Genomic DNA, 24,336 nt, shown 5'->3' with positions numbered 1-24,336 from the left:
TTGATAGGGAGAAGCTATGGCTCGTATCACATAAACCGAGCCCATGCCCAAAGCGATGCCGCTTCTCGTAGAGCGGAGCTTGCTCCGCTGCTGTCACGCTTGCCCGCTCCTGAAGAGAAGAGCAGCCGAGCCCCCAAGGGGATGTAACAAGCTTGGCTCTACTAGAGCAAGCGCTGCGCCAGAGTAACTATCGCTATAGCAGCGACTTCAGGCGATACAACGCTTCCAACGCCTGCTTGGGCGTGAGTTCGTCCGGATCGATCGCCGCCAGGGCTTCCAGCGACGCGGAAGGCGCGGGCGCGAACAATCCGAACTGCTGCGGAGCATCCAGCGCCTGAGGCGCCATGTCCGAAGCGTGTGTCTCGCGCCCCCGTTGTTCCAGTTCCGCCAAGCGTCGGCGCGCCTGTTGCACGGCGGACTTGGGTAGGCCGGCCAGCGCAGCGACTTGCAGACCGAAGCTGCGATCTGCCGGGCCGTCCTTCACCGCATGCATGAACACCAACGTGTCGCCGCGCTCTTTGTCGTGGTGCTCCACCGCATCCAGATGCACGTTGGCGATGCCGCTGCCCGGCTCAGCGAGTGAGGTCAGTTCGAAATAATGCGTGGCGAACAAGGTGTAACAGCGGTTGTTGGACGCCAGGTGGCGCGCCACCGCGTCTGCCAGGGCCAGGCCGTCGTAAGTGGAGGTGCCGCGGCCGATTTCATCCATCAACACCAGCGAGTGCGGCGTGGCGTGATGAAGGATGTAGCTGGTTTCGGCCATCTCCACCATGAAGGTGGATTGCCCGCGCGCCAGGTCGTCTCCGGCACCTATGCGGGTCAGGATGCGGTCGATAGGACCGATGCTGGCGCGCGAGGCCGGCACGAAACTGCCGATGTGCGCCAACAGCACGATCAATGCGTTCTGGCGCATGTAGGTCGATTTGCCGCCCATATTGGGGCCGGTGATAACCAGCATGCGGCGGTCTTCGTGCAAGACCAGATCATTGGGTTCGAATGGTTCCTGCCGAACCGCTTCCACCACCGGGTGGCGGCCGCGTTCGATCTCCAAACCCGGCATTTCACGGAGCTCCGGCTGCGACCAATCCAGCGCTTGCGCGCGTTCTGCGAAGCCAGCCAGTACATCGAGTTCGCTGAGCGCCGACGCACAGCGTTTCAGTGGCTCAAGATTCTGGTTCAACGTGTCCAGCAAGCTTTCGTACAGCAGCTTTTCGCGCGAAAGCGAGCGTTCGCGCGCGGACAACACCTTGTCCTCGAAGTTTTTCAGTTCTTCGGTGATGTAGCGTTCGGCATTGGTCAGCGTTTGCCGACGGGTGTAGTGCACCGGCGCTTTGTCCGACTGGCCTTTGCTGATTTCGATGTAATAGCCATGCACACGGTTGTAGCCGACCTTCAGCGTCGCAATGCCGCTGCTTTCGCGTTCGCGGATTTCCAGATCGATCAGGAACTGATCGGCATGCGTGCTGAGCCGCCGCAGTTCATCCAGCTCACCGTCGAAACCGGTGGCGATGACGCCGCCATCGCTGAGTTTCAACGGCGGCTGTTCGGCCACGGCGCTCATCAGTATCGCGGCCGTGTCGTCATGCTCGCCGAGCTCGGCGGCTAACGCATTCAATCTCGGCGAATCCAGTGGTGTGATGATCTGGCGTATGGCAGGTAGCAGCGCCAGGCCGTCGCGCAAGGTGGACAGATCCCGTGGACGCGCCGAACGCAGTGCCACGCGGGTGAGGATGCGCTCCAGATCGCCCAATGCGCGGAAGCGGTCGCGCAGATCGCGTTCCGCGCCTTGCCGGATCAAGGTATCGACGGCTTGGTGCCGCTCAGCCAGTACGCGGCGGTCGCGCAAAGGCCGGTGCAGCCAGCGGCGCAGCAGCCGTCCGCCCATCGGCGAGACGGTGGAATCCAGCACGCCGAGCAAGGTGTGCTTGGTATCGCCGTCGACACGGGTATCCAGTTCCAGGTGGCGCCGAGTGGCCGCGTTCATCGCAATCGCATCGCCAGCGGATTCCACTGCAATCGCGGTCAGATGCGGCAGGCGCTGTTTCTGGGTTTCTTCGACGTAGCCCAGCAACGCGCCTGCGGCGGCGGTCGCCAAAGGTTTGTCGTCAATGCCAAAACCGGTCAGGTCGTGCAGGCCGAAGAACTGTAATAACTGTCGGCGACCGCTATCCGGATCGAACAGCCACGGCGCGCGCCGGCGAATGCCGCTGCGCTGGCGCAGAAACTCCGGCCAGCCTTCCTCGTCCGGCATCAACAGCTCGGCGGGCTCAAGGCGCGATAGTTCGGCTTCCAGGGCGTCGTCGTTCTCGACTTCATTGACCATGAAGCGGCCGCCGGCCAGATCGGCCCAAGCCAGGCCATAACCGCTGCGGCCACGGGCGACCGCCATCAGAAGCGTATCCCGTCTTTCGTTGAGTAGCGCTTCGTCCGTGACCGTACCGGGGGTGACGATACGCACCACCTTGCGTTCCACTAACCCCTTGGCCAGCGCGGGATCGCCGATCTGTTCACAAATGGCGACCGATTCGCCCAGCGCCACCAGCCGCGCCAAGTAACCTTCGTAGGCATGGACCGGTACACCGGCCATGGGAATCGGGGCCCCGCCCGAACTGCCGCGCTGGGTCAGGGTGATGTCCAGCAATCGTGCCGCCTTGCGCGCGTCGTCGTAGAACAACTCATAGAAGTCGCCCATACGGAAGAACAGCAGCAGATCGGGGTATTCGGACTTGGCGCTGAAGAATTGCTTCATCAGCGGGGTGTGTTCGGGGGTCTTTTCGATGCTCATAAAACCTGACGTTTGCGCGCAGGGCATTGTGCCGGAAAGCGGGCGCGGTTGCCCCGGTCCAGGTGGGCAGGCCATCGTTTGGGGAGGCGCTGGTAGGCAGAACGCGACGTTTTTCGCCGCAACTTGGCGATGTGCCGACCGGCATGCCGCCGCAACCGTAACGGGTATGAAATTCGGCAGTGGCGGCGTCCCTATGAGGCCGCTAGCCTTGTGCCGGCCCCATTCTCGGCGGACGGTCTAGGTATCGATGCAGTGCAAGATGCCCAATTGCGAAATCGGAGTACAGTCCGGCGGGTAGGGGTTAACAGCGGTCGATCGTCCAACCAAGGTGGAAGTGTGTATCTCCCGGCTTTGAGCCGGACAAGCCAAGTCGAACAGTTGCTGCAAGAACATGACCCGGGGAGGGGACAACATGGTCATCGCAAAGCAAAAGAAAAAGACGCTCACGCTCGCCGTATTCGCTGCGCTATGCATGGGGCCGCAAGCCTATGCGCAACAGAATGCCGCCGAGGAAGAAGAGCCCACCACACTCGCCACCATGACGGTGACCGCGCAAAAGCGCGAAGAGGCGATGCAGGACGTACCGATTTCGGTTACCGCATTGCCTGAGCAACTGCTTCAAGACACCGGCGTGCGCGACATCAAGGACCTGCAGGTCCTGGTGCCCGGCATGACGGTGACCAGCACGCAAAGCGAGGCGATCACCACCGCGCGCATTCGCGGCATCGGTACCGTGGGCGATAACGTCGGTCTGGAATCGTCGGTGGGCGTCGTCATTGATGGCGTGTACCGGCCGCGCAACAGCGTGGGCTTTGGCGATCTAGGTCAACTGGAGCGCATCGAGGTCCTGAAGGGGCCGCAGGGCACCGTCTTCGGCAAGAACACCTCGGCAGGCGTCATCAACGTGATTACCCGCCGTCCTAGCTACACCCAAAGCGCCGAGGGCGAGATCACCGTAGGCAACTACAACGCGCTGGGGGTGTCGGGCAGTTACAACGATGCGCTGGGGGAGGTCGGCGCATTCAACATCTACGCGGCCAAGCGCAAGCGCGACGGCTGGATGGACGTGCGTACCGGCAGCGGCCCGCGCCGTGAAACTGAGGACTACGACCAGAACTTCCACACCTTGCGCGGCAAGCTACTGCTGGAGCCCACCGAGAACCTGGAAATCCTGCTGACCGGCGACTTCACCAGCCGCGAGGAAAACTGCTGCACGGCGGTGCAGACAACGGTAGGCGCCACCGCGAACATTCTCAATGCGCTGGTGGGCGGCCAAGCGCTGGCTCGCCCCGGCGACAATCCCTTCAACCGCGTCGCCTACAGCAACCGCCCCACCAGCCAGGACATCAAGGACAAGGGTGTTTCGGTCGAAGTCAATTGGGATACATCGTGGTTAGGCGATGCGACGTTGACCTCGATCACGGCCTCGCGCGAATGGCAGGCGATCAATGGTTTGGATTACGACTTCAGCACCGCGGATGTTCTATACCGCAACCCTGACGAGGACGAATCCTTCACCGGTTTCGAGACCTTCAGCCAGGAGTTTCGCCTGACCGGTGCCACCGACCGGCTGGACTGGATGGTGGGTCTTTTCTATTCCGACGAAGATCTGGACCGCACCGAGACGTACAGCATCGGCCGCCACTATGAACCGTATTTGTCGGTGGCGTTGCTGTCGCTGGTCAACCCGGCGCTCGGCGCCTCGCCCACCGCGCCCCTGTTTTTATCCCAGGCCACAGGCCTTGCGCCGGGAACGGTGTTCGCCGGGCTCGGAGCGCTGGATCGCTACCAACAGAGCGCCAAGAGCACGGCACTGTTCACCAACAATACCTGGCACGCCACCGATGCCTTGGACCTCACGTTGGGGCTTCGCTATACCCGCGAAAAGAAGGAGTTGATCTCCAACTACAGCAACCCCAACGGCAGTCCGGGTTGTTCGGCGATGCTTGGCCCAGGTGGTCAGGCGCGTATCGCTTCGGCATTGATGGCGCGCGGTGTGCCCGCGGCTGCGCTGCCAGCGGTAATCCCCCAGGTCATTGGTTACGGCTGCCTGCCTTGGGCCAACCCGCTGCATAACTCGCCCACGCGCGACACCGTGCAGGACCGCGAGGAAAAGGAATGGTCGGGCACGTTGAAGGCGGCTTACCGCTGGAACGAGAACGTCATGACCTATGCCTCGGCCGCGCGCGGCTACAAGGGCGGTGGTTTCAATCTGGACCGCGTGCAGTCGTCGAATGGCTTATCCAGTGGCGGCGCGGGCATCGTGCCGGTGCTCGATACATCCTTCGCCGGCGAGTTCGTCGACAGCTATGAGTTGGGCGCCAAAACTACCTGGGCCGACGGCAATCTGCTGTTGAATGCCACACTATTCCATCAGAAATACGAGGACTTCCAGCTCAACAGCTTCCTTGGCACCAGCTTCGTGGTGCGCTCGATCCCGGAAGTGGTGTCGCAGGGTGTCGATGCTGAAATTCTGTGGCAGCCGCGCGCGCTGCGCGGCCTGATGTTGCAGGGCGGACTGATGTACGCCGATACGCAATATGGCGACAACATTCCCGGCGGGGACTTCGTCGCACCGACCGGGCAGTTGTACAAGTTGCCCGGCGGGCAGATGAGCTTCGCACCCAAATGGTCCGGTTCGGCTTCGGTGACGTACGAGTGGGATTTTGGCAGTCTGATGGGGCGTTTCAACATCGGTGCCAAGTACGTGTCCGAATACAACACCGGCTCGGATCTTGATGTGGAGAAGATGCAGGACGCATACACCGTGGCCAATGCGCGTTTCGGCATTGGTGCGCAGGACCAGCGTTGGATGTTGGAGCTGTGGAGCACCAACCTGTTCGACGAAGACTATGCACAGGTAGGCTTCGACGGGCCATTGCAGAACGTCTCGCCCGCACCGGGTAATCCGTTCAACACCTACAACGCGTTCCTGGGCGCACCCAGGATGTACGGGATGACGCTGCGCGTACGCTACTGAGGTCAGCCCGCGTAATCGACAAAGCCCGTCACGGAAGTGGCGGGCTTTGTTTTTCCCGGCGCTAGGGTGCGACGGGCAAGACAGTCACGTCGATTTGGGATACAACGGCGGTTTCCCCCAATGACCCTTACTGATGTCCACACTGTCCGATAGCGAACTGCGCCAGTTGGCGCAGCAACTGGGTGAACGCCTGCGCGATGCGCGCGAACACCTGGTTACTGCCGAAAGCTGCACCGGTGGCTGGATCGCCAAGTGCATGACCGATATCGCCGGCTCATCGGATTGGTTCGATTGCGGCATGGTGGCCTACAGCTACGAAGCCAAGCAGGCGTTGCTGGGCGTGCGCCCGCAAACCTTGGAAAACTTCGGTGCGGTCAGCCGGGAAACGGTGATTGAGATGGTCTCTGGAGCGCTGGTCAATTCCGGCGCCAGCGTGGCCGTGGCGGTCACCGGCATCGCCGGCCCTGGCGGTGGCAGCGCAGACAAGCCCGTGGGCACCGTTTGGATAGGGTGGAAGCGGCGCGGCGGCTATGCGCGCGCGGAGACTTTCCATTTTGATGGCGATCGCGAAGTCGTCCGCCGGCAGACCGTGGCGGCCGCACTGCGGGGTGTGGGGGCGCTGGTGGCTTGAGGCTCTACTTTGGCCGCGATCTGAAAAAAAGACGCTTGCGGATTCTTTTAGTTAGTAGTATTACTACTAACCATGGATCTGACCGATACCCAGCAAGCCATCCTTGCCCTGATCACTGAGCGGATCGGTAGCGAAGGCGTGCCGCCTTCGCAGACCGAAATCGCCCGCGCTTTCGGTTTCAAAGGCGTCCGTGGCGCCCAATACCATCTGGAAGCGCTGGAACAGGCAGGTGCCATTCGACGTGTGCCGGGACAGGCCCGTGGCATTCGCCTGGTGCAGCCGGTTATGGCGGAGACGGCTCCCGCCGGTGACGACAACGCGTTGCGGGTTCCCATACTGGGGCGCGTCGCAGCGGGTGCTCCCATCGGTGCCGATGCCGGCAACCACGACTACGTCCTCTTGGATCGGACCTTCTTCGCACCGCCCCCTGATTATTTGCTGAAGGTCAAGGGCGATTCGATGCGCGATGAAGGGATCTTCGATGGCGACCTGATTGGCGTTCATCGCACGCACGATGCTCGCTCCGGCCAGATCGTGGTGGCGCGTATCGATGACGAGATCACCGTCAAGCTGTTGAAGATCGGCAAAGACCGCATTCGTCTGCTGCCGCGCAATCCCGACTACGCGCCCATCGACGTGCTGCCGGACCAGGATTTCGCCATCGAAGGGCTTTACTGCGGCCTGGTGAGGCCAAATCGGTGAGTGGGCTGGCGCTCGGGTCATTGAGGGCGTCGCTCGTGGTGTTTCCCCACGAGCCTATGCGGATTTCTCCGATGGCATCCACCGCTTCCCACACGATACTTTCAATCATGGCTCCAGCGTCGCAATCCGTGCGATCCGGGCCCGATAGTCTTGCATCAACCTAAATTCACCGAGGAATCCGACGATGGACGAGAACAAGAAGCGCGCCCTTTCCGTGGCCCTGACGCAGATCGAGCGCCAGTTCGGCAAAGGCTCGGTGATGCGCATGGGCGACCGAGTGATCGAGCCGGTCGAAGTCATTCCCACCGGTTCGTTGATGCTGGACATTGCGCTCGGCATTGGTGGTCTTCCGCGCGGCCGCGTCGTTGAAATCTACGGGCCGGAATCCTCCGGCAAGACCACGCTGACTCTGCAAGCCATCGCGCAGTCCCAGAAGCTGGGCGGCACCGCTGCGTTCATCGACGCCGAGCATGCCCTGGATCCTATCTATGCCGCCAAGCTGGGCGTCAACGTGGATGATCTGCTGCTGTCGCAGCCGGATACGGGTGAGCAGGCGCTGGAAATCGCCGACATGCTGGTGCGCTCGGGCTCCATCGATATCGTGGTGATCGACTCGGTGGCGGCATTGACGCCCAAGGCAGAAATCGAAGGCGAAATGGGCGACCAGCTGCCAGGATTGCAGGCCCGCTTGATGAGCCAGGCCCTGCGCAAGCTGACCGGCAATATCAAGCGTTCCAACACCACCGTGGTATTCATCAACCAGTTGCGCATGAAGATCGGCGTGATGATGCCGGGCCAGAGCCCGGAAGTGACCACCGGCGGCAACGCGTTGAAGTTCTATGCCTCGGTGCGATTGGATATCCGCCGTATCGGTGCCATCAAGAAAGGCGACGAGATCATCGGCAACCAGACCAAGATCAAAGTGGTCAAGAACAAGTTGGCGCCTCCGTTCAAACAGGTCGTTACCGAAATTCTCTATGGCGAGGGCATCAGCCGCGAAGGCGAACTCATCGACATGGGCGTGGAAGCCAAACTGGTGGATAAGGCCGGTGCCTGGTACAGCTACGGCAGCGAACGTATCGGCCAGGGCAAGGACAATTCACGCACATTCCTGCGCGAAAACCCGCAGATCGCCGCCAAGCTGGAAGCCGAATTGCGCGAGAAGTTCCAGCCGGCCGAAGTGATTGGCGGCGATGCCGCCGAGGCTCTGGAAGAGTAGTTCTGAAAGCAGCGGCGGATAACGTTCTTCCCTTTACCCCGCAGGGAAGGGAAGAGGGACGATGAAATGGAAAGTGAGGGCGAAGGCGGACGCAAGGAGCGCCGCCGTGGGAAGGCACAAGAACAAACGCCGCTACAGCGGGCGCTCGGCTTGCTGACCCGGCGTGAGCACTCACGCAAGGAGTTGACCCGCAAGTTGACCGCGCGGGGTATTGAGGTAGAGCAAGCGCAGGCCGCCGTGGAGCGGCTGGCAGGGGAGGGCTGGCAGGACGACAGCCGCTTCGCCGAAGTCCTGGTACGTACCCGGGCCGGCGGCGGTTATGGCCCTCTGCGCATCCGCGCTGAACTGGCGACCCATGGGCTGGACCGGGAAGCCATTAGCGTCGCGATGGAGACGTTCGAAAGCGATTGGACCGAAACGGCGTGCGACCTCGTCCGCCGCCGTTTCGGTCCGGTTCGCCCAGATGATCTCGCGCAACAGCGAAAAGCGGCCGAATTCCTGGCGCGCCGTGGATTCGACAGCGCCAGCATTCGCGCCGCGATCCGGGTCGACCCAGAGGACTGGGCGGGGCCGTCCTGATAATCTAAGGCATTGGGTTGCTTGCTCCAGCCCGCGCCCGCATCTTGCGGGAGACGCGGTGCGTGGATGCGCCCTCCAGCCAATGCCAGCCAGATGACCAGTCCTTCCAGAATCAGCACCTCCCAGATCCGCAGCGATTTCCTTGAGTTCTTCCGCAGCAAGGGCCACACCATCGTGCCATCCGCGCCGCTGGTGCCGGGCAACGATCCCACCTTGTTGTTCACCAACTCGGGCATGGTCCAGTTCAAGGACGTGTTCCTTGGCGCTGAGAAACGCAGCTATGTACGGGCGGCGGACGTGCAGCGCTGCCTGCGCGCCGGTGGCAAGCACAACGATCTGGATTCGGTGGGCTATACCGCCCGTCACCACACCTTCTTCGAAATGCTGGGCAACTGGTCGTTCGGCGACTATTTCAAGAAGGAAGCCATCGAATGGGCCTGGGAGCTGCTGACCCAGGTCTGGAAACTGCCAAAAGAGCGGTTGCTGGTCACGGTCTATCACACCGATGACGAAGCCTATGATCTGTGGCACACCCATATCGGCCTACCCACGGAACGTATCGTCCGCATCGGCGACAACAAGGGCGCGCCCTATGCGTCCGACAACTTCTGGCAAATGGCCGATACCGGCCCCTGTGGTCCTTGCACCGAGATTTTCTACGATCATGGCGAACATATCGCCGGTGGTCCTCCCGGATCGCCGGACGAAGACGGCGATCGCTTCATCGAAATCTGGAATCTGGTGTTCATGCAATTCGATCGCCAGCCCGACGGCACACTGATGCCTCTGCCGGCGCCCTGCGTGGATACCGGGATGGGTTTGGAGCGCCTGGCAGCGATCCTGCAACACGTTCATACCAATTATGAGATCGACGTGTTCCAGGCGCTGATCGGCAAGGCGGCGGAGCTGACTCATACCGCCGATCTTGAAAACAAGTCGCTGCGGGTGATTGCCGACCATATCCGCGCGTGCGCATTCCTGATTGTCGATGGTGTTCTGCCTTCCAATGAAGGCCGTGGCTACGTGCTGCGCCGGATCATCCGCCGTGCGTTGCGCCATGGTTGGATGCTGGGCGTCCGCCAGCCGTTCTTCCACCAGTTGGTCGGCACGCTGACCGAACTGATGGGCGCGGCGTATCCGGAGTTACTGTCCGCCCGTGATCTGGTCGAGCGCGCTTTGCGTGCCGAGGAAGAGCGTTTTGCCGAAACACTGGATTCGGGCATGCGGATTTTTGACGACATTGCCTCGCGCTCGCAGGATGTGATCCCCGGCGCTGACGCATTCCGTCTGTACGACACCTACGGGTTTCCTGTCGATTTGACCGCCGATATCGCTCGCGAACGCGGCTTGTCGGTGGATATGGCCGGCTTCGACGCGGCCATGGAGCAACAGCGCGAAACAGCGCGCGCTGCGGGCAAATTCTCTGCGGGTACCGGCTTGCCGGCCGAACTGGTGGCGCAACTCAAGCCCACCGAGTTCCAGGGTTATGAACATCTGGACGCCGGCGGCTTGCAGGTCGTGGCGATTCTCAAGGATGGTCGTCCGGTTGACACGGTGTCCGCGGGCGATGAGGCTGTGGTGTTTCTGGACCGCACGCCGTTCTACGCCGAGTCTGGCGGGCAGGTCGGTGATGTCGGAGTGTTGGCGGAGCAGGGCGTCGAGTTCGACGTGAACGACACGCAGAAGTTCGCGGGCCAGTTCCACGGCCATGTAGGCAAGGTGGCCAAGGGAGCCCTGAAGCGGGGCGATCACGTGGTCGCCTCGGTCGACGCGCAGCGTCGCAACGCCACCATCCTCAACCATTCCGCCACCCATCTTCTGCATGCTGCCCTACGCCAAGTGCTGGGCACGCACGTTCAGCAGAAAGGCTCATTGGTCGCACCCGACAAGCTCCGCTTCGACTTCTCTCACTTCCAGCCGATGGCCTCGGCGGAGCTGGCGGAGATCGAGCGCCTCGTCAATGCACAGATCCGCACCAATCATGCAGCCGAAGTGCATCACATGGGCATGCAAGAGGCGCTGGATTTCGGTGCCATGGCGCTGTTCGGGGAGAAATACGGGGAAAACGTGCGCGTGTTGAAGATGGGCGATTACTCCACCGAGCTTTGCGGAGGTACCCACGTGAGGCGTACTGGCGACATCGGTCTGTTCAAGATCGTCAGTGAGGGCGGTGTCTCGGCCGGTGTCCGCCGTATCGAGGCGCTGACCGGGCAAGGTGCCCTGGACTACGTGGCTGCCGAAGAGCGGCGTCTGGAAGAGGCAGCGGCGCTGCTGGGTGGCAATGCCACCGATGTGGTGGACAAGATCCGCGCGCTGACGGATCGGCAAAAGAAGCTGGAGCGGGAGCTGGAAGCCCTGAAAGCCAAGGCTGCGTCCGGGGCGACGGCCGATCTGGCCAGCTCAGCGCAGGATATTCACGGCGTGCGCGTGCTGGCAGCGCGGCTGGAAGGGTTCGACGCAAAAGCGTTGCGTGACGCGGTGGATAGGCTCAAGCAGCAGCTCGGCGATTCAGTCATCGTGCTGGCGGGGGCGAGCGACGGCAAGGCCGCGCTGGTGGCGGGCGTCAGTGGCGCCGCGGCTGGCAAGGTCAAGGCGGGGGAACTCCTGGCCCATGTTGCGAGTCAGATCGGGGGCAAGGGCGGCGGCCGTCCGGATCTCGCCCAGGGTGGTGGCGAGGATGGGCCCGCCCTTGCTTCCGCTCTTCGCGGAATTCCTGGCTGGGTTCAAGAGCGCCTCATCTAGCATTGGTTAACGTTAGAACTGCTTGCGGGCTGGCAGCTCGGCCCGCTAACATGCTTTACGTTCATGAATTTACCTGGAGCAGTTTGTCGCCTTGACAGCGCAAACGCACCCCCGACGGTAATATCGTCGGATTACGGAGAAGAAACATGTTGATTTTGACCCGCCGTGTTGGCGAAACCCTGATGATCGGCGACTCGGTCACGGTGACCGTCCTCGGCGTCAAGGGAAATCAGGTGCGGATCGGAATCACCGCCCCCAAGGATGTGGCCGTCCATCGCGAAGAGATCTATCAACGGATCCAGCGCGGTGAGGAAGCTTCAGCTCCCGCGTCGGAAAATACACCGTCGGATTAATTTCGTTGCCGCAATCACGGTCAGCCGTTATCCTATGCGGCCGCCGTGGCATGCCGCGGCGCGCAACAAACATCCGGAGTGATGCCCGAGCGGCTGAAGGGGCTCCCCTGCTAAGGGAGTATAGGGTCAAAAGCCTTATCGAGGGTTCGAATCCCTCTCACTCCGCCAGTTGTATAAGTCCCCTTTCGTAGGGGCTAACTGGCTACCACCGCGCGATTCTTCACACGCGGTTCCTCTTGTTTTGGTCTCTCCGACACACAGATTCAATCAATCAGTTGGCGCGCGCGCGACCGTCATCGAGTCGCAGTCGCCGCACTGCCAAAGCGCAGTTTGTATTGGCATCTATTCCGATCAAAGCCTCGCGCGACGTTGGAGTACTCAGCAGCCGATAGCTGCGGCGATCCGCACCGAATAGTTGCTCGGACCCTCCGCCATGCTGGATACCAAACGCTAGTGCTCGCGGTTGGCGGCGGCGAGCCAGCGGCGCGGAAACATCGACGCAAAGAAAAAGGACCAGCGAGTTTCCTCGTGGTCCTCTTCTTGATACTGGCGCGCCCGGAGAGATTCGAACTCCCGACCGCCTGGTTCGTAGCCAGGTACTCTATCCAGCTGAGCTACGGGCGCGTTGCGTAGAAGCGGAATTTTGCACGAACTGATTCGTGGCGTCAATCATTCCGGCGTAACAAATTTGGCTCATGCCAGGAACGACTAAACACCCGCTTAGTCCAAACACTGCCCACGGTTGCTCGATGGCCGGTTTTCTGTCCTTTTAGGCGTCTCATAAACGCGCCATAGCGTCTCTAAAGAGGGCGTGGCTAAGTTGGCGCAGCGCTTTCAGGTGGCGGCGATGGCCAATCCAATGGCTCTCCGCGCGTTGCCGACAACGGCCAATCAATGGCCAACAGGAGTTCAAAAAGCGATGCAAGGTTTAAAGAAATGGGCGGGTCTGTGCCTACTGATGACGGTCCCAGGAGTGGCGGCCGCCGCCACATTCACCGTCGGGCCGACGGGTCGTCAATACACGCAGCTGTCGACTGTCTTCAGTAGCAACAACCTGGCGCCGGGCGACATCGTCGAGGTCGACGGCAACGCAACCTATTCGGGAAATATCGTCGTGGGCTCCGACGACAGCGGTACTCAGGCCAGCCCCATCATCATCCGTTGGCGTCGCGTGGCGGGTGCTACGCGGCCGGTGCTGCAAGGCGGAACCCACACCATCAAGTTCGAACAATCGAACCATGTGGTATTCGAAGGCTTTGAAGTCCGCGGCGGCTCCAGCACCTGCGTGTTCAGTGAGGCGCACAACGTCACCGTGCGCGATGCCTACATCCATGACTGCCCTTCGCACGGGATCCTCGGCGCGGACCAGAACTCGGGTTCGTTCACCTTGGAATACAGCGAGATCGCGCGTTCCGGTTCCGGCACCACGCGCCACTCCATCTATATGCAATCCGATGAAGTGACGTATCCGAACTCGGTTTTCCGGATGCACTACAACTATGTGCATGACGGCACCGGCGGCGTGCTGGTGCGCACGCGCCACGAGCGCAGCCTGATCTACTACAACTGGATCGAGAACGCCGTCTATGGCGAGATGGAACTGATCGGCCCGGACTGCGACACGCAGAAGGCCGGCTGGACGACGAACCTGCGGCGCGAGGACGCGGATGTGGTGGGCAATGTCATTGTGCACACCAATAGTTGGCGCAACGCCGTGCGTGCGGGCGGCGATCTTGATGGCCGCAGTCAAGGCCGGGTGCGCATGGTCAACAACACCATCGTGTTCGACCGGAGCGGGGTGGCGAATGCGGTGATGGTGCAGTTGGGGCTGGGTTCGCTGGAGATGCACAACAACGTGGTCTATCAGACGGCCTCCGGCAGCACGCCGGCCATCGTTCGTGAAAATCCCGCCAGCGATGTGGACCAACCGGATTTTTGCGAACCACAGAGCCGCGAGCCCTGGTCCGGAACGCGCCAGGTCGCCGGCAGCAACAATTGGGTGCAAAGCGCCGCGACGTTGGTTCCCGCCGAATGGTCGGGCACGTTGCGCGGAGCCGACCCGATGTTCGCCAACGTGGCGCAGCGGAATCTGCGTCCGCGGGCAGGTAGCCCGCTGATCAATGCCGGCAACAATTCTCCGACTACGCCAGCGGCTTTTCCGTTTCCGTCGCCGCAGCCATTGCCTGCCTTTGATCCACCAATGCGCGCCAAAATGGCCATCGGCGACCAGCATGCCCGTTTGATGTTGTCGGACCGGATCGATATCGGTGCGCTGGAGCAGTTCGACATCGACGAGACACCCGCGATGATCCGTGTAAACGGCTCGCAGCCCTTGATTCCTCCGCGCTCCCAAGCCACTTCTGCGCAGAACCAGCCCACGCAGACGGCGCCGGCTGCGACAACCGGTACGAAGCAGAAAGTCCAACGGCACCGCTGGCGCCAGAGTCCGACGATGCGCTATCGCCGTGGGATCGTGAGACAGATGCTTTAGGGTTTTGGAAGCGGGAAGAAACCGCATTGACGGTCAGGCATAGCCCGCTTTTCCATCCATTCAGCGGTTGAGCGCAGAAAAAATGGCGCCCACGCAGCGGATGATGGGGAATTTTCTTTGGGGCTGTCCTGGATAAGTTGCTTGTCCAGGACAGCCCCTTTTCTTTGCTTTTCTTGAAGAGCAAAAGCAATTCCCCTTAATCAATCCCCCTATACGCTTTCAACAGCCGAATGGCTGGTCAAGGGGAGCAAAGCAAAAGCCTTCCCCGTTTCCGCATCCCGCGGGCGCCGTGCCGTGGCCGGATCGCTCCCCTTGCGCCGTTAATACCTGTGTTGCATCAGAAACGCGGGGATGCCTTATGGCCGAAATTGGGGCTCTCCGCTCGGGGCGTGAAAGGTCGCGCGCGGAATTGCGAACTACAGGGGGCGATATGCATATGCTGGTGACACTGCTGGGCGGCGGCCGCCGCGGGCCTTTCGATACGGGGTCTTGCCTTGGCTTTTTCGCGGGCTTTCCGAAAGGGGGCGCCGCGTGATGAAAGCCAATCCTGCGAGCCGCAAATCGCGTGCTACCCGGCTACTGTGGATGGCGGAAGTGGTGCTGCTGGTATTGGCAGTATTGATTGCCGCCTGGATCCGCTTCCACAACGATCCGGAAACCCAGGTCAGTTTCGTCGAGCAGGCACCGTTACGCGCCATGCTGGTAGCGCTCTTCGTTACCGGGTCCATGGCGGCATTCGGGCTTTACCAGGTCCACGTTCGCCATAACCGCATGGACTTCGTGCTACGCATCGCGCTGTCCTTTGCCTTCGGCGGCATCGGGCTGGTGGTGCTCTATTACCTGGTCCCACAGACGTATATCGGCCGCGGCGTGCTGGCGATGTCGCTGGCGATCGGCCTGGTGGCGGTGGTGCTCGCGCGCGTGCTTTCCGTCCATGTGTTCCGGGCGGACGTGCTCAAGCAGCGGGTGCTGATCCTGGGTGCTGGCAAGAATGCGGACCTGATCAACAGCCGCATGCGCCGCCAATCGGACCGGCGATCATTTGTTGTGGTCGGATTCGTGCCGGTGGCGGGACATCCGGTGATGGTCGCGGAAGATTTGTTGCTGCAGCCGCAGAACGGGCTGGCGGAACTGACCGAACGGCTGCAGATCGATGAGGTGGTGATCGCGCCGGACGAGCGCCGTGGCGGCCTGCCCATGGAGGAAATGCTGATCTGCGTACAGCGCGGCGTTTCGATTATCGATCTTTCCACGTTCTTCGAACGCGAAGCCGGCATGGTACAGCTCAATGTGGTGGATCCCTCCTGGCTGGTGTTTTCAGGCGGCTTCGACTATTCCACGCCGCGCCGCCTGAGCAAGCGCTTTTTCGATCTGGTCGCGGCCAGTGTGCTGCTATTGCTGGCTTGGCCGGTGATGCTGCTGGTGGCGTTGGCGGTCTGGGTGGAATCGGGCACTCCCATCCTGTATCGGCAGACGCGCGTTGGTGAACGCGGCGAGCACTTCGTGTTGACCAAGTTCCGCAGCATGCGCGTGGATGCCGAGAAAGATGGCGTGGCGCAGTGGGCTACCAAGAATGACGACCGCAGCACGCGCGTGGGCCGATTCATTCGGTTGACTCGGTTGGACGAGCTGCCGCAACTGTTCGCAGTGCTGCGCGGCGACATGAGTTTCGTCGGGCCGCGCCCGGAGCGCCCGCATTTCGTCGATCTCTTGAACGACGAGATCCGCTACTACGGCGTGCGCCATTGCGTGAAGCCCGGGCTGACCGGTTGGGCGCAGTTGCGCTACCCCTATGGCGCCTCTGTGAAAGATGCCGAAGAGAAACTCAAGTTCGACCTCTTCTACGTCAAAAACCATGGTCTGGTATTCGACCTGATGATCCTGTTGCAGACGGTCGAAGTGGTGCTGTTCGGTCGCGGCGCGCGTTGAATGGGTGTTGTCGCCGACAGGTTATCCCGGCAGCAACCCGCGCACCGCACGGCGCAAGCCGAAAGGGATCAGCCGCAGCAAGTCGCGGCGCAGCGCGGCATCCGGCGTAAGCCGCCACGCCTGCGTCGCCATCCGGTAGCCGTCGCCCCAGCGCTTCTGGATCAGCAGGCCGCGCGCGTTGCGCGCATAGGTCGCCGCCAACGCGCGGTTCAGTTCAGCGGCATCCACTTTGCCGCGTGCGTTGTCGACTGCGCGCTCAACCACGCGGACGTAATCGTCGTAGGTACTGGACTCGGCGGAAAGTCCGTCGTGCCCACGCATCGCTCGCACCAGTGGCGCCTCGACCACGCCGATCTGCCAGCGATGCGCGACGCGCAGATGGAAATCGATATCTTCGGCCGTGCGCAAGCTCTCGTCGAAACCGCCGACATCCGCGAAGACCTCGCGGCGCAAAATCGCCGATGCGGGCGCCAAAGCCGGGTTGTGGATGATCCAGCGCAACGCCCAACCGTCTTCGCGGATCACTTCGCGGCGGTGGAAGATATCGATGACCCGGCGTTCCGCGTCGATGCGCTCGACGTCGCACAGCACCATGCCGAAATCGGGATGCGCCTCCATCCATTCGATCTGGCGCGTGGTTTTCTCCGGCAACCATTCGTCATCGCTGTCCAACAGCGCGAAGTAGCTGCCTTGCGCGATCGACATACCGTGGTTGCGCGCGGCGGAAACGCCGGCGTTGGACTGGTAGACGTAACGCACGCGGTCGCCGTAGCGTTCGCGCAACAGCTCCCCGGTACCATCGGTCGAACCATCGTCGATCACGACGATTTCGTCGACGCTCCGTGTCTGGGCCAGCACCGATTCGATGGCCCGTATCACCAGGTCCCGCCGGTTGTAGGTGGGTATAATCGCCGAAACTTCGATCGCTGACGCCATGCTGAAGGATCTCTCCAAGAAGCTGCTTTATGTCAGCGGTCTACTGGGCCTGTACCACCGCTTCCGCAATGCGGACAGTCTAACCGTGGTGATGTTCCACCGCACGCTGGCCCCCGACGATTCGCGCTGGCGCAGTTGCGACCCCGACTACACCCTGGCCACGGATCGGCTGGGCGAGTCGCTGGCCTTCTTCAAGCATCACTACAACGTGGTGTCTTTGGCGCAGGTGCTGGCATCCCGACGCAGCGGCACCCCGCTGCCGCCACGTGCGTTGCTGATCACCTTCGACGACGGCTGGGCGGACAACGCGGATTACGCGCTTCCAGAGCTCCAACGCGCCGGGCTGCCCGCGCTGATGTTCGTGGTCGCCGACGCCGTGGGTACCACGCAACCGTTTTTCCAGGAGCGCCTGATAGCTGCCTGGCGACGCGATGCGCTGCGCGTTGCCGACCTGGCCGCCGCCCTGCAGCCGTACCTGACGAAGACGTGGACACCCGCCGACGAATCGATCGGTAGCCTGCGTGAGGCGATCGCACAACTTGAGCAACTACCGGCAGCGCAACGCGAGGCCGTGCTTGCTCCGTTCATGGCTGCGTTGGACGATGGCCTCCGCCACATGGTCGACATCAACGAACTACGGCAGCTGGAAGCCGGCGGTGTCGCGCTTGGGCTACACGGCAAGACGCATACGCCGATGACCGTCGCACCGGATCTGGACGCGGAGCTGACGGGCGCGCGCGTCGCTTTGGCGAATTTGCTGGGGCGCGAACCCAGCGCTGAATCGATGTCGTTCCCGCATGGCGCGTTTACACCCGCCATAGCGCAGCAGGCCCAAGAGGCAGGTTACGAGTTGATATTCACCAGCGTGCCGGTATTGAACCCGGTCGCGCCTCAGGTGGGCTGGCTGCTGGGCAGGACGGGTTTCGAGACCGACAGCGTGGTGGATCGCCGCGGTCGCTTCCGTCCCGACTGGCTGGCGTTGTATCTGTTTCGGCGCGAGGCGCGGCGATTGGCTTGACCCTCGACTATCGATCTGTCCGGCATATGCCTTCGTAGGAGCGGCGTCCCGCCGCGAGCTCTTCCCGTCAGATCGCGAAAAAAGGAAGAGCGATTTGAAGCCCGCCGTTCGCCACCCAGACGCGCTGCGGCGCGTTCTCGATCGTATTCGCTGAGCAGTTATCGAGGCGCGGAGCGGCGTCCGGCCGCGAGATTTTTACGTAAGCAGGCAGGGAATGTAGAACGGGGATTGATCGACATATCGTCGGCAAATTTTTATCGAACACATTTTGGATGAGCTGTTGGAAGAGCTCGCGGCGGGACGCCGCTCCTACGTAAGCTGGGCCGGCAAAGCAGGGCGCCACTACTCGTCTTCGTCGGCCGAAGTAAGGAATATTTCAGCGTCTTCGTGTTGCTGCGCGCCGCTCCAACGACCGAACACCGGCCGCCGGCCACGCGCGACAAAGCCGCAGGCACTCCAGTTCCCGATCACTGACGCCGTGCCCGCTATTTCCACCGATACCGCTGCGTAACCAGCGGTGCGTGCTGCAGCGAGCAGTGCGAGGACATAAGCCCGGTCGCCGGCAGCGCCATTGCACGACCAGAAGTCGCGAACTTGCAAAGTCCGGCCGTCGTCCTGTGTCGCGAACCAGGCGAGCAGGCGGTTGCCATCCGGCGCGGTAATCAGCAGATACCGCGTGCGTTCCAGCGGAGATTCGTCGAATCGCCATGTGACATGCCGGCTGTCGCGAACCGCAACCAAGCCTTCCCCCTGCGCCGAATCAGCCCACAGCGAATCCATCCGCGGATCAGCGAGGTCGCGCCATTCACTGCGCACCGCTGCCGCTCTAAAACGCCACCAACCATCACGCAGCGCAACGGCCAGGTCAGCGGCGGCGCCCAGCGGCAGCGCTAACCATGAAGGCATGCGCTCGCGGAGATAACGGCCATGCCGCAGCACGCGGGCATAACGCACTATGTCGGTCAGTTTGCTGTAGCCGATGCGCTTGAATACCGCCGCGGCCTTCGGATTTGGGAAGCCATAAAGCAAATCCACTTGGCGTGCGCCGGCTTCGATCAGGCCCTGTTGGAGAATCAGTGCAGGACCCAGCGAACGGTGTTCTGGCAATACGGCCAGATCCACCAGCACACCGGCAGTGATGTCGCGACCCTGCCAGCGCATCCGCCGGCGACCGGCGCAGGCGGTGCCCACCCAGTCGCCGCTGGCATGGCGAAGCAACTGCAGCAAGGGCGGACCGTGCGGGCAGGAGAGATAGAACCAGTCGTACTTGGCCGCCATCCGGTCCTGTTGCCCCAGATTGCCACGCCATATCGCCTGCACCGTTTCACGCTCACGCAATGCGTCGGCGGCATGCACGACATACTGTGGGGGCGGAGACAGCGTGGTCATTGGTTATTCCAGTTCCGCCACTTCGCCCACCAGTACCGGGGGTGAATGCAGGTAGCGGGTGGTGCGGCGCTTGTTGCGGATGTCGTCGTACACGGCCTGCGCCTGAGCTTCGCTGATGCCCAGGTCTGTCGCCAGGTCAGCCGCCGGCACGTCATGGTTGAGCGACCACAGCGCCAGGTCCATCTGCTGATAAGGCAGCGCGAAGTAGAACTCATCCTGGCCCTGGCTAAGGCTGTAGGTGTCGGTGGTCGGAATGGCGGCGCAGACGCGTTCCGGCAAACCGAGGAACCGGGCCATGCCGTAGACCTGCGATTTGTACAGATGTGCGATAGGTTTGACGTCGGCCGAGCCGTCGCCGTTCTTCACGAAGAATCCCTGGTCGTATTCGACGCGATTGGGTGTGCCGACGACGGCGTAGTTCAAGCGGTCGGCATGGAAATATTCCAGTGTCTTGCGAATGCGCTGCTTGAAATTGGTGGCGGCGACGATGGTCAGATAGTCGGCCAGCGCCAGGTCGCGCTCGTGGCGCGCGCCATCCGGCGATTCGGCGATCAAGCGGAAGCGATTGATGCGGCCTTCGGTGCCGCCATCGATGACGATCTTGAACTTCCAGCCTTCGCCATATTCGGGCAGCGCATTACGCACCGCAGTATCGCGGTGGCGATAGCAGCCGATAGCGGCCAGTGCCGGCGCGATGTCCACGGTCTCGGTGCGCACGCCCAGGTGCTGCGCCAGAATGTGGGCACGCGCGGCGCTATCGTCGGAGGAATCCTGCTCCGGCAGGATCAGCGTGAACACGCGGTCGGGCCCCAGTGCCCGCACCGCCAAAGCTGCGCTGACCGAACTGTCGATGCCGCCGGAAATGGCGACCACCAGACCGCGCCGATGCAGCTGCCGCGCGGTGATTTCGCGTAGGCGCTCGGCGATGCGGTCGGCCTCCTGCTGATAATCGATATCGAGGACGTTGCGTTGAAGTACGGTCATGGTGTGGTCTCTGGTTCCATCAATTGGACGCGTCTGACCTTGCCCGATGCGGTACGGGGCAGGGCGTCGACGAAGGCGATGAGGCGGGGAATCTTGTAAGGCGCCAGGCGCGCACGGCAGTGCGCCTTGATGCGGTCTTCGGCGCGCGGCGGAATGTCATCGGCCACCACGAACGCCTTGATCAGCTGGCCAAGAACGGCATCGTCCACGCCTACCACCGCCACTTCGCGGATAAAAGGCATCTCGGCGATGACCTCTTCCACGTCGGTGGGATGCACGCGATGTGCGCCGGTCTTGATCATGTCGTTGCGTCGGCCGTGCAGAAACAGGTATCCGTCCGCATCCAGGCGGCCGATATCGCCGGTGTGCAGCCAGCCATCACGCAGCACGGCGGCAGTCGCTTCGGGATTGTTCCAATAGCCCAGCATCACGTTCGGGCCGCGGACCCAGACTTCGCCGTCGTGGCCCGGCGCTGCGTCGCTGCCGTCTTCGCACTGGATCTTCCAGGAAACGCCTTGCACCGGTATGCCTACCGAGCCCAGCTTTTCATCCAGTCGCTCGGGCGGAAGCCAGCTGATCCGCGAGGTGGCTTCGGTCTGTCCATACATGACGAACAGGCGCGGCTTCGGCAGCGCGGCGCGCAGCTTCTGCGTCAGCGCGGGCGACATCGCGCCGCCGGCCTGGGTCAGATAACGCAATGAAGACAGGTTGTAGTCGCCTAGTGCGACATGTTCCAACAGCAGCGCGTAGGTTGAAGGAACGCCGGAAAATCCGGTGACGCGTTCGCGGCCCAAAGCTTCCAATACCAGATGCGGAAATAACAGGTTCGGCGCCAGCACCACGCAGGCACCGCTCATCAAATGGGTATGCAATACCGATGCGCCATACGCGTAATAGAACGGCAGTACGCTCAGCACGCGATCATCCGCTTTCAAACCAAGATACGCGACCACGGCTTCTGCATTGGCCAGCAGATTGGCATGGCTGAGTGCTACACCTTTCGGCGCGCCGGTGGTGCCAGAGGTGTAGAGGATCAGGGCAGCCGCAGACGGATCGATCCGCGGCGGTTCCGCAGCGCCGTTGTACGAAGGGCAAAGCGGCTTCGCATCGGCAACGGCCGTAATGGCGGGTGAGCTGCCCAATTGTTCCAATGCAAGTTCCGCGTCGCGGTGTCCTTGTTCGTACACCACGTGGCGGGCATCGCAATGACGTAACCACGGCAGAAAATCGCGCGCACGTGCCTGCACGTTCAGCGGCACCGCAACGCCACCGGCCAGCCAGGTGCCGTAGCAGGCCACCGCGGCTTCGATGCGGTTAGGCAGCAGGATGGCAACGCGGTCGCCCGCTTGCAGACCTTGCTCACGCAGATGCGTAGCGAATCCTTGCGCGTACGCCCACAGCTGCGCAAAGTCGATGCGTCGTTCGCCATCGACCATCGCGATGCGGTCGGGAGTTTCCCGCGCGATGCGGGCTACATGCTCCAGCAAAGCACGCTCCGTCAAAGCACGCTCAGGCAAGCTGCTCACGCGGATTCCAGCGTCAGCTAGCGAGTTTGCGGCTGACGAACTCGTCGACCGTCTGGATCGAATCGAAATTCGCCGGCACCATTTCATCGGGCACGATGCTGAGCTTGAACTCGTCTTCCAGGAAGAAGATCAGCTCATGGATACCGGTGGAATCGATGATGCCCTCGCGAATCAGCGAAACCTGATCGTCAATGGCGGATTCGTCGTCCGAGAACAGGAAATTTTCGAGAATGAATTTCTTGATTTGCCGCCGTTGCTGCATGGGAGTCCCCTGGAATTTTCTGCCCTTACTAGTCTTCAGAAACGCAGCTTGGGGCACGTTCCGGCCAGCGGCGACACGGGTCGGGGTGCTAGATGGCGGTCCGCAGCCAAAGCCGCGCGGCTGCGCGATATCGCAGCGGCAGTGCCCTGGCAGGTCCCATGGCGGTGCTAACATCCGCGCCAACAAGGCATGCATGTGGGGATCGGGTCATGCGGCGTCTGACTATCGTTGTTCTGCTGGGACTTTCGGCTTGCCGGGGTGGCGAATCGGCGTCGGCGCCTGTCGTCGCGCCACAGGCGGTGCGGGATATGGCACCGGAAACCTATGCCTCGGAAAAAGGCGATTACACCGTCACCGAGCTCGTCACCGGCCTGGCCCATCCCTGGGGGCTGGCTTTCCTCCCTGATGGCGGAATGCTGGTGACCGAACGCCCGGGCCGCCTGCGCCGCATTGGCGCTAATGGCGAGGTTTCGGCGCCGATCAGTGGATTTCCGAATATCTTCGTCGATGGTCAAGCCGGCCTGCTGGATGTCACGCTGCCACCGGATTTCAACAAGGATCCCTGGGTCTACCTGTCGTTCGCCGAACCTAACTTCCGCGGCAACAAGGCTGGCACCGCCGTCGTGCGTGGACGCCTGCAGGGCGATGCATTGCAAGACGTGGAAGTGATCTATCGCCAGGAACCCAAACTGTCCCATGGCACGCACGTCGGTTCGCGGCTGGTGTTCGACGGCAGCGGCCATCTGTTCGTCACCCAGGGCGACAATCGCGTGGCCGCCGCGGCCGCGCAGGAACTGGACAAGTTGCCGGGCAAGCTGGTGCGGATACTGCCCGATGGCGGAATCCCGCAGGACAATCCGTTTGTTGGCCGCGAAGGCGCCCGCCCGGAAATCTGGTCCTACGGCCACCGCAATATGCAGGGCGCCGCATTGCATCCGCAGACTGGCCAGTTATGGACCAGCGAGCACGGCCCCATGGGAGGCGATGAGTTGAACCTGCCGCAGCCCGGCTCCAACTATGGCTGGCCGGTGGTGACCCATGGCATCGACTACAGCGGCAAGCCGGTACCGGGTTCCGTAGGTAACACCGCACCAGGCATGATTCCGCCACACCACGTCTGGGCCAAGTCGCCCGCGCTGAGTGGGATGGTGTTCTATACCGGTGAACTGTTCCCGCAATGGCAGGGGAATCTGTTCCTCGGCGCGCTTGCACCCAGTGAGTTGATTCGACTGGAGCTGGACGGCGACAGGATCGTTCATGAAGAGCGCCTGCTGGGGCAGCGCCAGCAGCGCATACGCGATGTGCGACAGGGGCCGGATGGTGCGCTTTACGTGTTGGTCGATGCGGCGGATGGCAAGTTGTTGAAGATCACGCCGGCGAATTAGTGTGCTCCGCGTAGAGCCGAGATCCGATATGGCCGGTCAACTCGTCATGGCAGCAGCATCGGCATAGCATCCTTGTGGGAGCGATGTGAGTCGCGACGTTGATGTTTCCGGTCGCGACTCACGTCGCTCCCACAAAGAATTGATCCGCGCCTTTGTAGAGCCGAGCTTGCTCGGCTGCTCTTTGTTTAGAGCAGCGGAGCAAGCTCCGCTCTACGGAGGGCGGCCGAAACGCAGTTGTTTGTTATCGCCTGCCGTTGCGACGGCCTCATTGCTATCGACTCGGTGTTATCGCGAGGCGCACAGTAGTGTGCTTCACGTAGAGCCGAGACCCTATGTGGCCGCTCAACTCGTCATGGCAGCAGCATCGGCATAGCGTCCTTGTGGGAGCGATGTGAGTCGCGACGTTGATGTTTCCGGTCGCGACT

At 62.0% G+C, this 24,336-nt stretch carries 17 protein-coding genes and 2 tRNA genes; 12 read left to right on the top strand and 7 right to left on the bottom strand.

Going from position 1 to position 24,336, the window contains the following annotated elements:
- Nucleotides 1-193: 193 nt before the first annotated feature.
- Entirely contained in the window at nucleotides 194-2,785 is a 2,592-nt protein-coding gene (gene mutS, locus AB6O04_RS13095; RefSeq protein WP_368564453.1) for a DNA mismatch repair protein MutS, read from the bottom strand.
- Nucleotides 2,786-3,197: 412 nt separating this feature from the next.
- On the opposite strand from mutS, the gene AB6O04_RS13090 reads away from it, so the two are divergent.
- The 8 genes from AB6O04_RS13090 to AB6O04_RS13055 all read left to right on the top strand — a co-directional run bounded on the left by AB6O04_RS13090 (nucleotide 3,198) and on the right by AB6O04_RS13055 (nucleotide 12,159).
- The gene (locus AB6O04_RS13090; protein WP_368564451.1) at nucleotides 3,198-5,765 is read left to right on the top strand and encodes a TonB-dependent receptor; all 2,568 of its coding nucleotides are present in this window, start codon (nucleotides 3,198-3,200) and stop codon (nucleotides 5,763-5,765) included.
- A gap of 133 nt (nucleotides 5,766-5,898) precedes the next feature.
- A complete protein-coding gene (locus AB6O04_RS13085; protein ID WP_368564450.1) occupies nucleotides 5,899-6,396 on the top strand; it encodes a CinA family protein in 498 nt (165 codons plus the stop codon).
- 72 nt (nucleotides 6,397-6,468) lie between these two features.
- Nucleotides 6,469-7,098: a transcriptional repressor LexA gene (lexA, locus tag AB6O04_RS13080; RefSeq protein WP_368564449.1), complete on the top strand. Its 630-nt coding sequence runs from the start codon at nucleotides 6,469-6,471 to the stop codon at nucleotides 7,096-7,098.
- Between the two features lie 184 nt (nucleotides 7,099-7,282).
- Complete coding sequence (gene recA, locus AB6O04_RS13075; protein ID WP_368564448.1) at nucleotides 7,283-8,317, top strand: recombinase RecA; 1,035 nt, start codon at nucleotides 7,283-7,285, stop codon at nucleotides 8,315-8,317.
- 66 nt (nucleotides 8,318-8,383) lie between these two features.
- Nucleotides 8,384-8,896: a recombination regulator RecX gene (gene recX / locus AB6O04_RS13070; protein ID WP_368564447.1), complete on the top strand. Its 513-nt coding sequence runs from the start codon at nucleotides 8,384-8,386 to the stop codon at nucleotides 8,894-8,896.
- Between the two features lie 93 nt (nucleotides 8,897-8,989).
- Nucleotides 8,990-11,638: an alanine--tRNA ligase gene (alaS, locus tag AB6O04_RS13065; RefSeq protein WP_368564608.1), complete on the top strand. Its 2,649-nt coding sequence runs from the start codon at nucleotides 8,990-8,992 to the stop codon at nucleotides 11,636-11,638.
- Between the two features lie 146 nt (nucleotides 11,639-11,784).
- Entirely contained in the window at nucleotides 11,785-11,991 is a 207-nt protein-coding gene (gene csrA, locus AB6O04_RS13060; protein ID WP_368564446.1) for a carbon storage regulator CsrA, read from the top strand.
- A 75-nt stretch (nucleotides 11,992-12,066) separates the two neighbouring features.
- Nucleotides 12,067-12,159 (top strand) — tRNA-Ser (locus tag AB6O04_RS13055).
- Nucleotides 12,160-12,538: 379 nt separating this feature from the next.
- On the opposite strand, the gene AB6O04_RS13050 is transcribed toward AB6O04_RS13055, so the two are convergent.
- A tRNA-Arg gene (locus AB6O04_RS13050) sits at nucleotides 12,539-12,615 on the bottom strand.
- 295 nt (nucleotides 12,616-12,910) lie between these two features.
- Here AB6O04_RS13050 and AB6O04_RS13045 point away from each other — a divergent pair.
- On the top strand, nucleotides 12,911-14,482 hold the full coding sequence (locus AB6O04_RS13045) for a right-handed parallel beta-helix repeat-containing protein (protein WP_368564445.1): 1,572 nt from the start codon (nucleotides 12,911-12,913) through the stop codon (nucleotides 14,480-14,482).
- Between the two features lie 534 nt (nucleotides 14,483-15,016).
- On the top strand, nucleotides 15,017-16,411 hold the full coding sequence (locus AB6O04_RS13040) for a TIGR03013 family XrtA/PEP-CTERM system glycosyltransferase (protein WP_368564444.1): 1,395 nt from the start codon (nucleotides 15,017-15,019) through the stop codon (nucleotides 16,409-16,411).
- 21 nt (nucleotides 16,412-16,432) lie between these two features.
- On the opposite strand, the gene AB6O04_RS13035 is transcribed toward AB6O04_RS13040, so the two are convergent.
- A complete protein-coding gene (locus AB6O04_RS13035; protein ID WP_368564443.1) occupies nucleotides 16,433-17,347 on the bottom strand; it encodes a glycosyltransferase in 915 nt (304 codons plus the stop codon).
- Here AB6O04_RS13035 and AB6O04_RS13030 point away from each other — a divergent pair.
- Nucleotides 17,346-18,365 (top strand): polysaccharide deacetylase family protein, encoded by a 1,020-nt coding sequence (locus tag AB6O04_RS13030; RefSeq protein ID WP_368564442.1) that lies wholly within the window; start codon nucleotides 17,346-17,348, stop codon nucleotides 18,363-18,365. The genes AB6O04_RS13035 and AB6O04_RS13030 overlap by 2 nt on opposite strands.
- Before the next feature lie 342 nt (nucleotides 18,366-18,707).
- On the opposite strand, the gene AB6O04_RS13025 is transcribed toward AB6O04_RS13030, so the two are convergent.
- From AB6O04_RS13025 to AB6O04_RS13010, 4 genes are read right to left on the bottom strand one after another with little or no spacing between them, the layout of a single operon-like run.
- Nucleotides 18,708-19,754 carry a hypothetical protein gene (locus AB6O04_RS13025; RefSeq protein WP_368564441.1) on the bottom strand — a complete coding sequence of 349 codons (1,047 nt, stop codon included), beginning with the start codon at nucleotides 19,752-19,754 and terminating at the stop codon, nucleotides 18,708-18,710.
- Between the two features lie 3 nt (nucleotides 19,755-19,757).
- Nucleotides 19,758-20,738: an NAD(+) synthase gene (nadE, locus tag AB6O04_RS13020; RefSeq protein ID WP_368564440.1), complete on the bottom strand. Its 981-nt coding sequence runs from the start codon at nucleotides 20,736-20,738 to the stop codon at nucleotides 19,758-19,760.
- On the bottom strand, nucleotides 20,735-22,264 hold the full coding sequence (locus tag AB6O04_RS13015; protein WP_368564439.1) for a class I adenylate-forming enzyme family protein: 1,530 nt from the start codon (nucleotides 22,262-22,264) through the stop codon (nucleotides 20,735-20,737). The genes nadE and AB6O04_RS13015 overlap by 4 nt, the downstream gene beginning before the upstream one ends.
- Nucleotides 22,265-22,277: 13 nt before the next feature.
- Nucleotides 22,278-22,526 carry an acyl carrier protein gene (locus AB6O04_RS13010; RefSeq protein ID WP_368564438.1) on the bottom strand — a complete coding sequence of 83 codons (249 nt, stop codon included), beginning with the start codon at nucleotides 22,524-22,526 and terminating at the stop codon, nucleotides 22,278-22,280.
- A 209-nt stretch (nucleotides 22,527-22,735) separates the two neighbouring features.
- On the opposite strand from AB6O04_RS13010, the gene AB6O04_RS13005 reads away from it, so the two are divergent.
- A complete protein-coding gene (locus AB6O04_RS13005) occupies nucleotides 22,736-23,911 on the top strand; it encodes a PQQ-dependent sugar dehydrogenase (protein WP_368564437.1) in 1,176 nt (391 codons plus the stop codon).
- The last annotated feature ends 425 nt before the right edge of the window (nucleotides 23,912-24,336 follow it).

This window comes from Pseudoxanthomonas sp. UTMC 1351 (assembly GCF_040948865.1).
GTDB lineage: Bacteria > Pseudomonadota > Gammaproteobacteria > Xanthomonadales > Xanthomonadaceae > Pseudoxanthomonas_A.
The sequence above is the reverse complement of the archived record's forward strand: the minus strand, read 5'-3'. Positions and strand labels throughout refer to the sequence as shown.

Excerpts from the sequence above, each read along its gene's own strand:
- mutS (WP_368564453.1), bottom strand. The coding sequence starts at position 2,785 with ATGAGCATCGAAAAGACCCCCGAACACACCCCGCTGATGAAGCAATTC.
- AB6O04_RS13090 (WP_368564451.1), top strand. The coding sequence starts at position 3,198 with ATGGTCATCGCAAAGCAAAAGAAAAAGACGCTCACGCTCGCCGTATTC.
- AB6O04_RS13085 (WP_368564450.1), top strand. The coding sequence starts at position 5,899 with ATGTCCACACTGTCCGATAGCGAACTGCGCCAGTTGGCGCAGCAACTG.
- lexA (WP_368564449.1), top strand. The coding sequence starts at position 6,469 with ATGGATCTGACCGATACCCAGCAAGCCATCCTTGCCCTGATCACTGAG.
- recA (WP_368564448.1), top strand. The coding sequence starts at position 7,283 with ATGGACGAGAACAAGAAGCGCGCCCTTTCCGTGGCCCTGACGCAGATC.
- recX (WP_368564447.1), top strand. The coding sequence starts at position 8,384 with ATGGAAAGTGAGGGCGAAGGCGGACGCAAGGAGCGCCGCCGTGGGAAG.
- alaS (WP_368564608.1), top strand. The coding sequence starts at position 8,990 with ATGACCAGTCCTTCCAGAATCAGCACCTCCCAGATCCGCAGCGATTTC.
- csrA (WP_368564446.1), top strand. The coding sequence starts at position 11,785 with ATGTTGATTTTGACCCGCCGTGTTGGCGAAACCCTGATGATCGGCGAC.
- AB6O04_RS13045 (WP_368564445.1), top strand. The coding sequence starts at position 12,911 with ATGCAAGGTTTAAAGAAATGGGCGGGTCTGTGCCTACTGATGACGGTC.
- AB6O04_RS13040 (WP_368564444.1), top strand. The coding sequence starts at position 15,017 with ATGAAAGCCAATCCTGCGAGCCGCAAATCGCGTGCTACCCGGCTACTG.
- AB6O04_RS13030 (WP_368564442.1), top strand. The coding sequence starts at position 17,346 with ATGCTGAAGGATCTCTCCAAGAAGCTGCTTTATGTCAGCGGTCTACTG.
- AB6O04_RS13035 (WP_368564443.1), bottom strand. The coding sequence starts at position 17,347 with ATGGCGTCAGCGATCGAAGTTTCGGCGATTATACCCACCTACAACCGG.
- AB6O04_RS13025 (WP_368564441.1), bottom strand. The coding sequence starts at position 19,754 with ATGACCACGCTGTCTCCGCCCCCACAGTATGTCGTGCATGCCGCCGAC.
- nadE (WP_368564440.1), bottom strand. The coding sequence starts at position 20,738 with ATGACCGTACTTCAACGCAACGTCCTCGATATCGATTATCAGCAGGAG.
- AB6O04_RS13010 (WP_368564438.1), bottom strand. The coding sequence starts at position 22,526 with ATGCAGCAACGGCGGCAAATCAAGAAATTCATTCTCGAAAATTTCCTG.
- AB6O04_RS13005 (WP_368564437.1), top strand. The coding sequence starts at position 22,736 with ATGCGGCGTCTGACTATCGTTGTTCTGCTGGGACTTTCGGCTTGCCGG.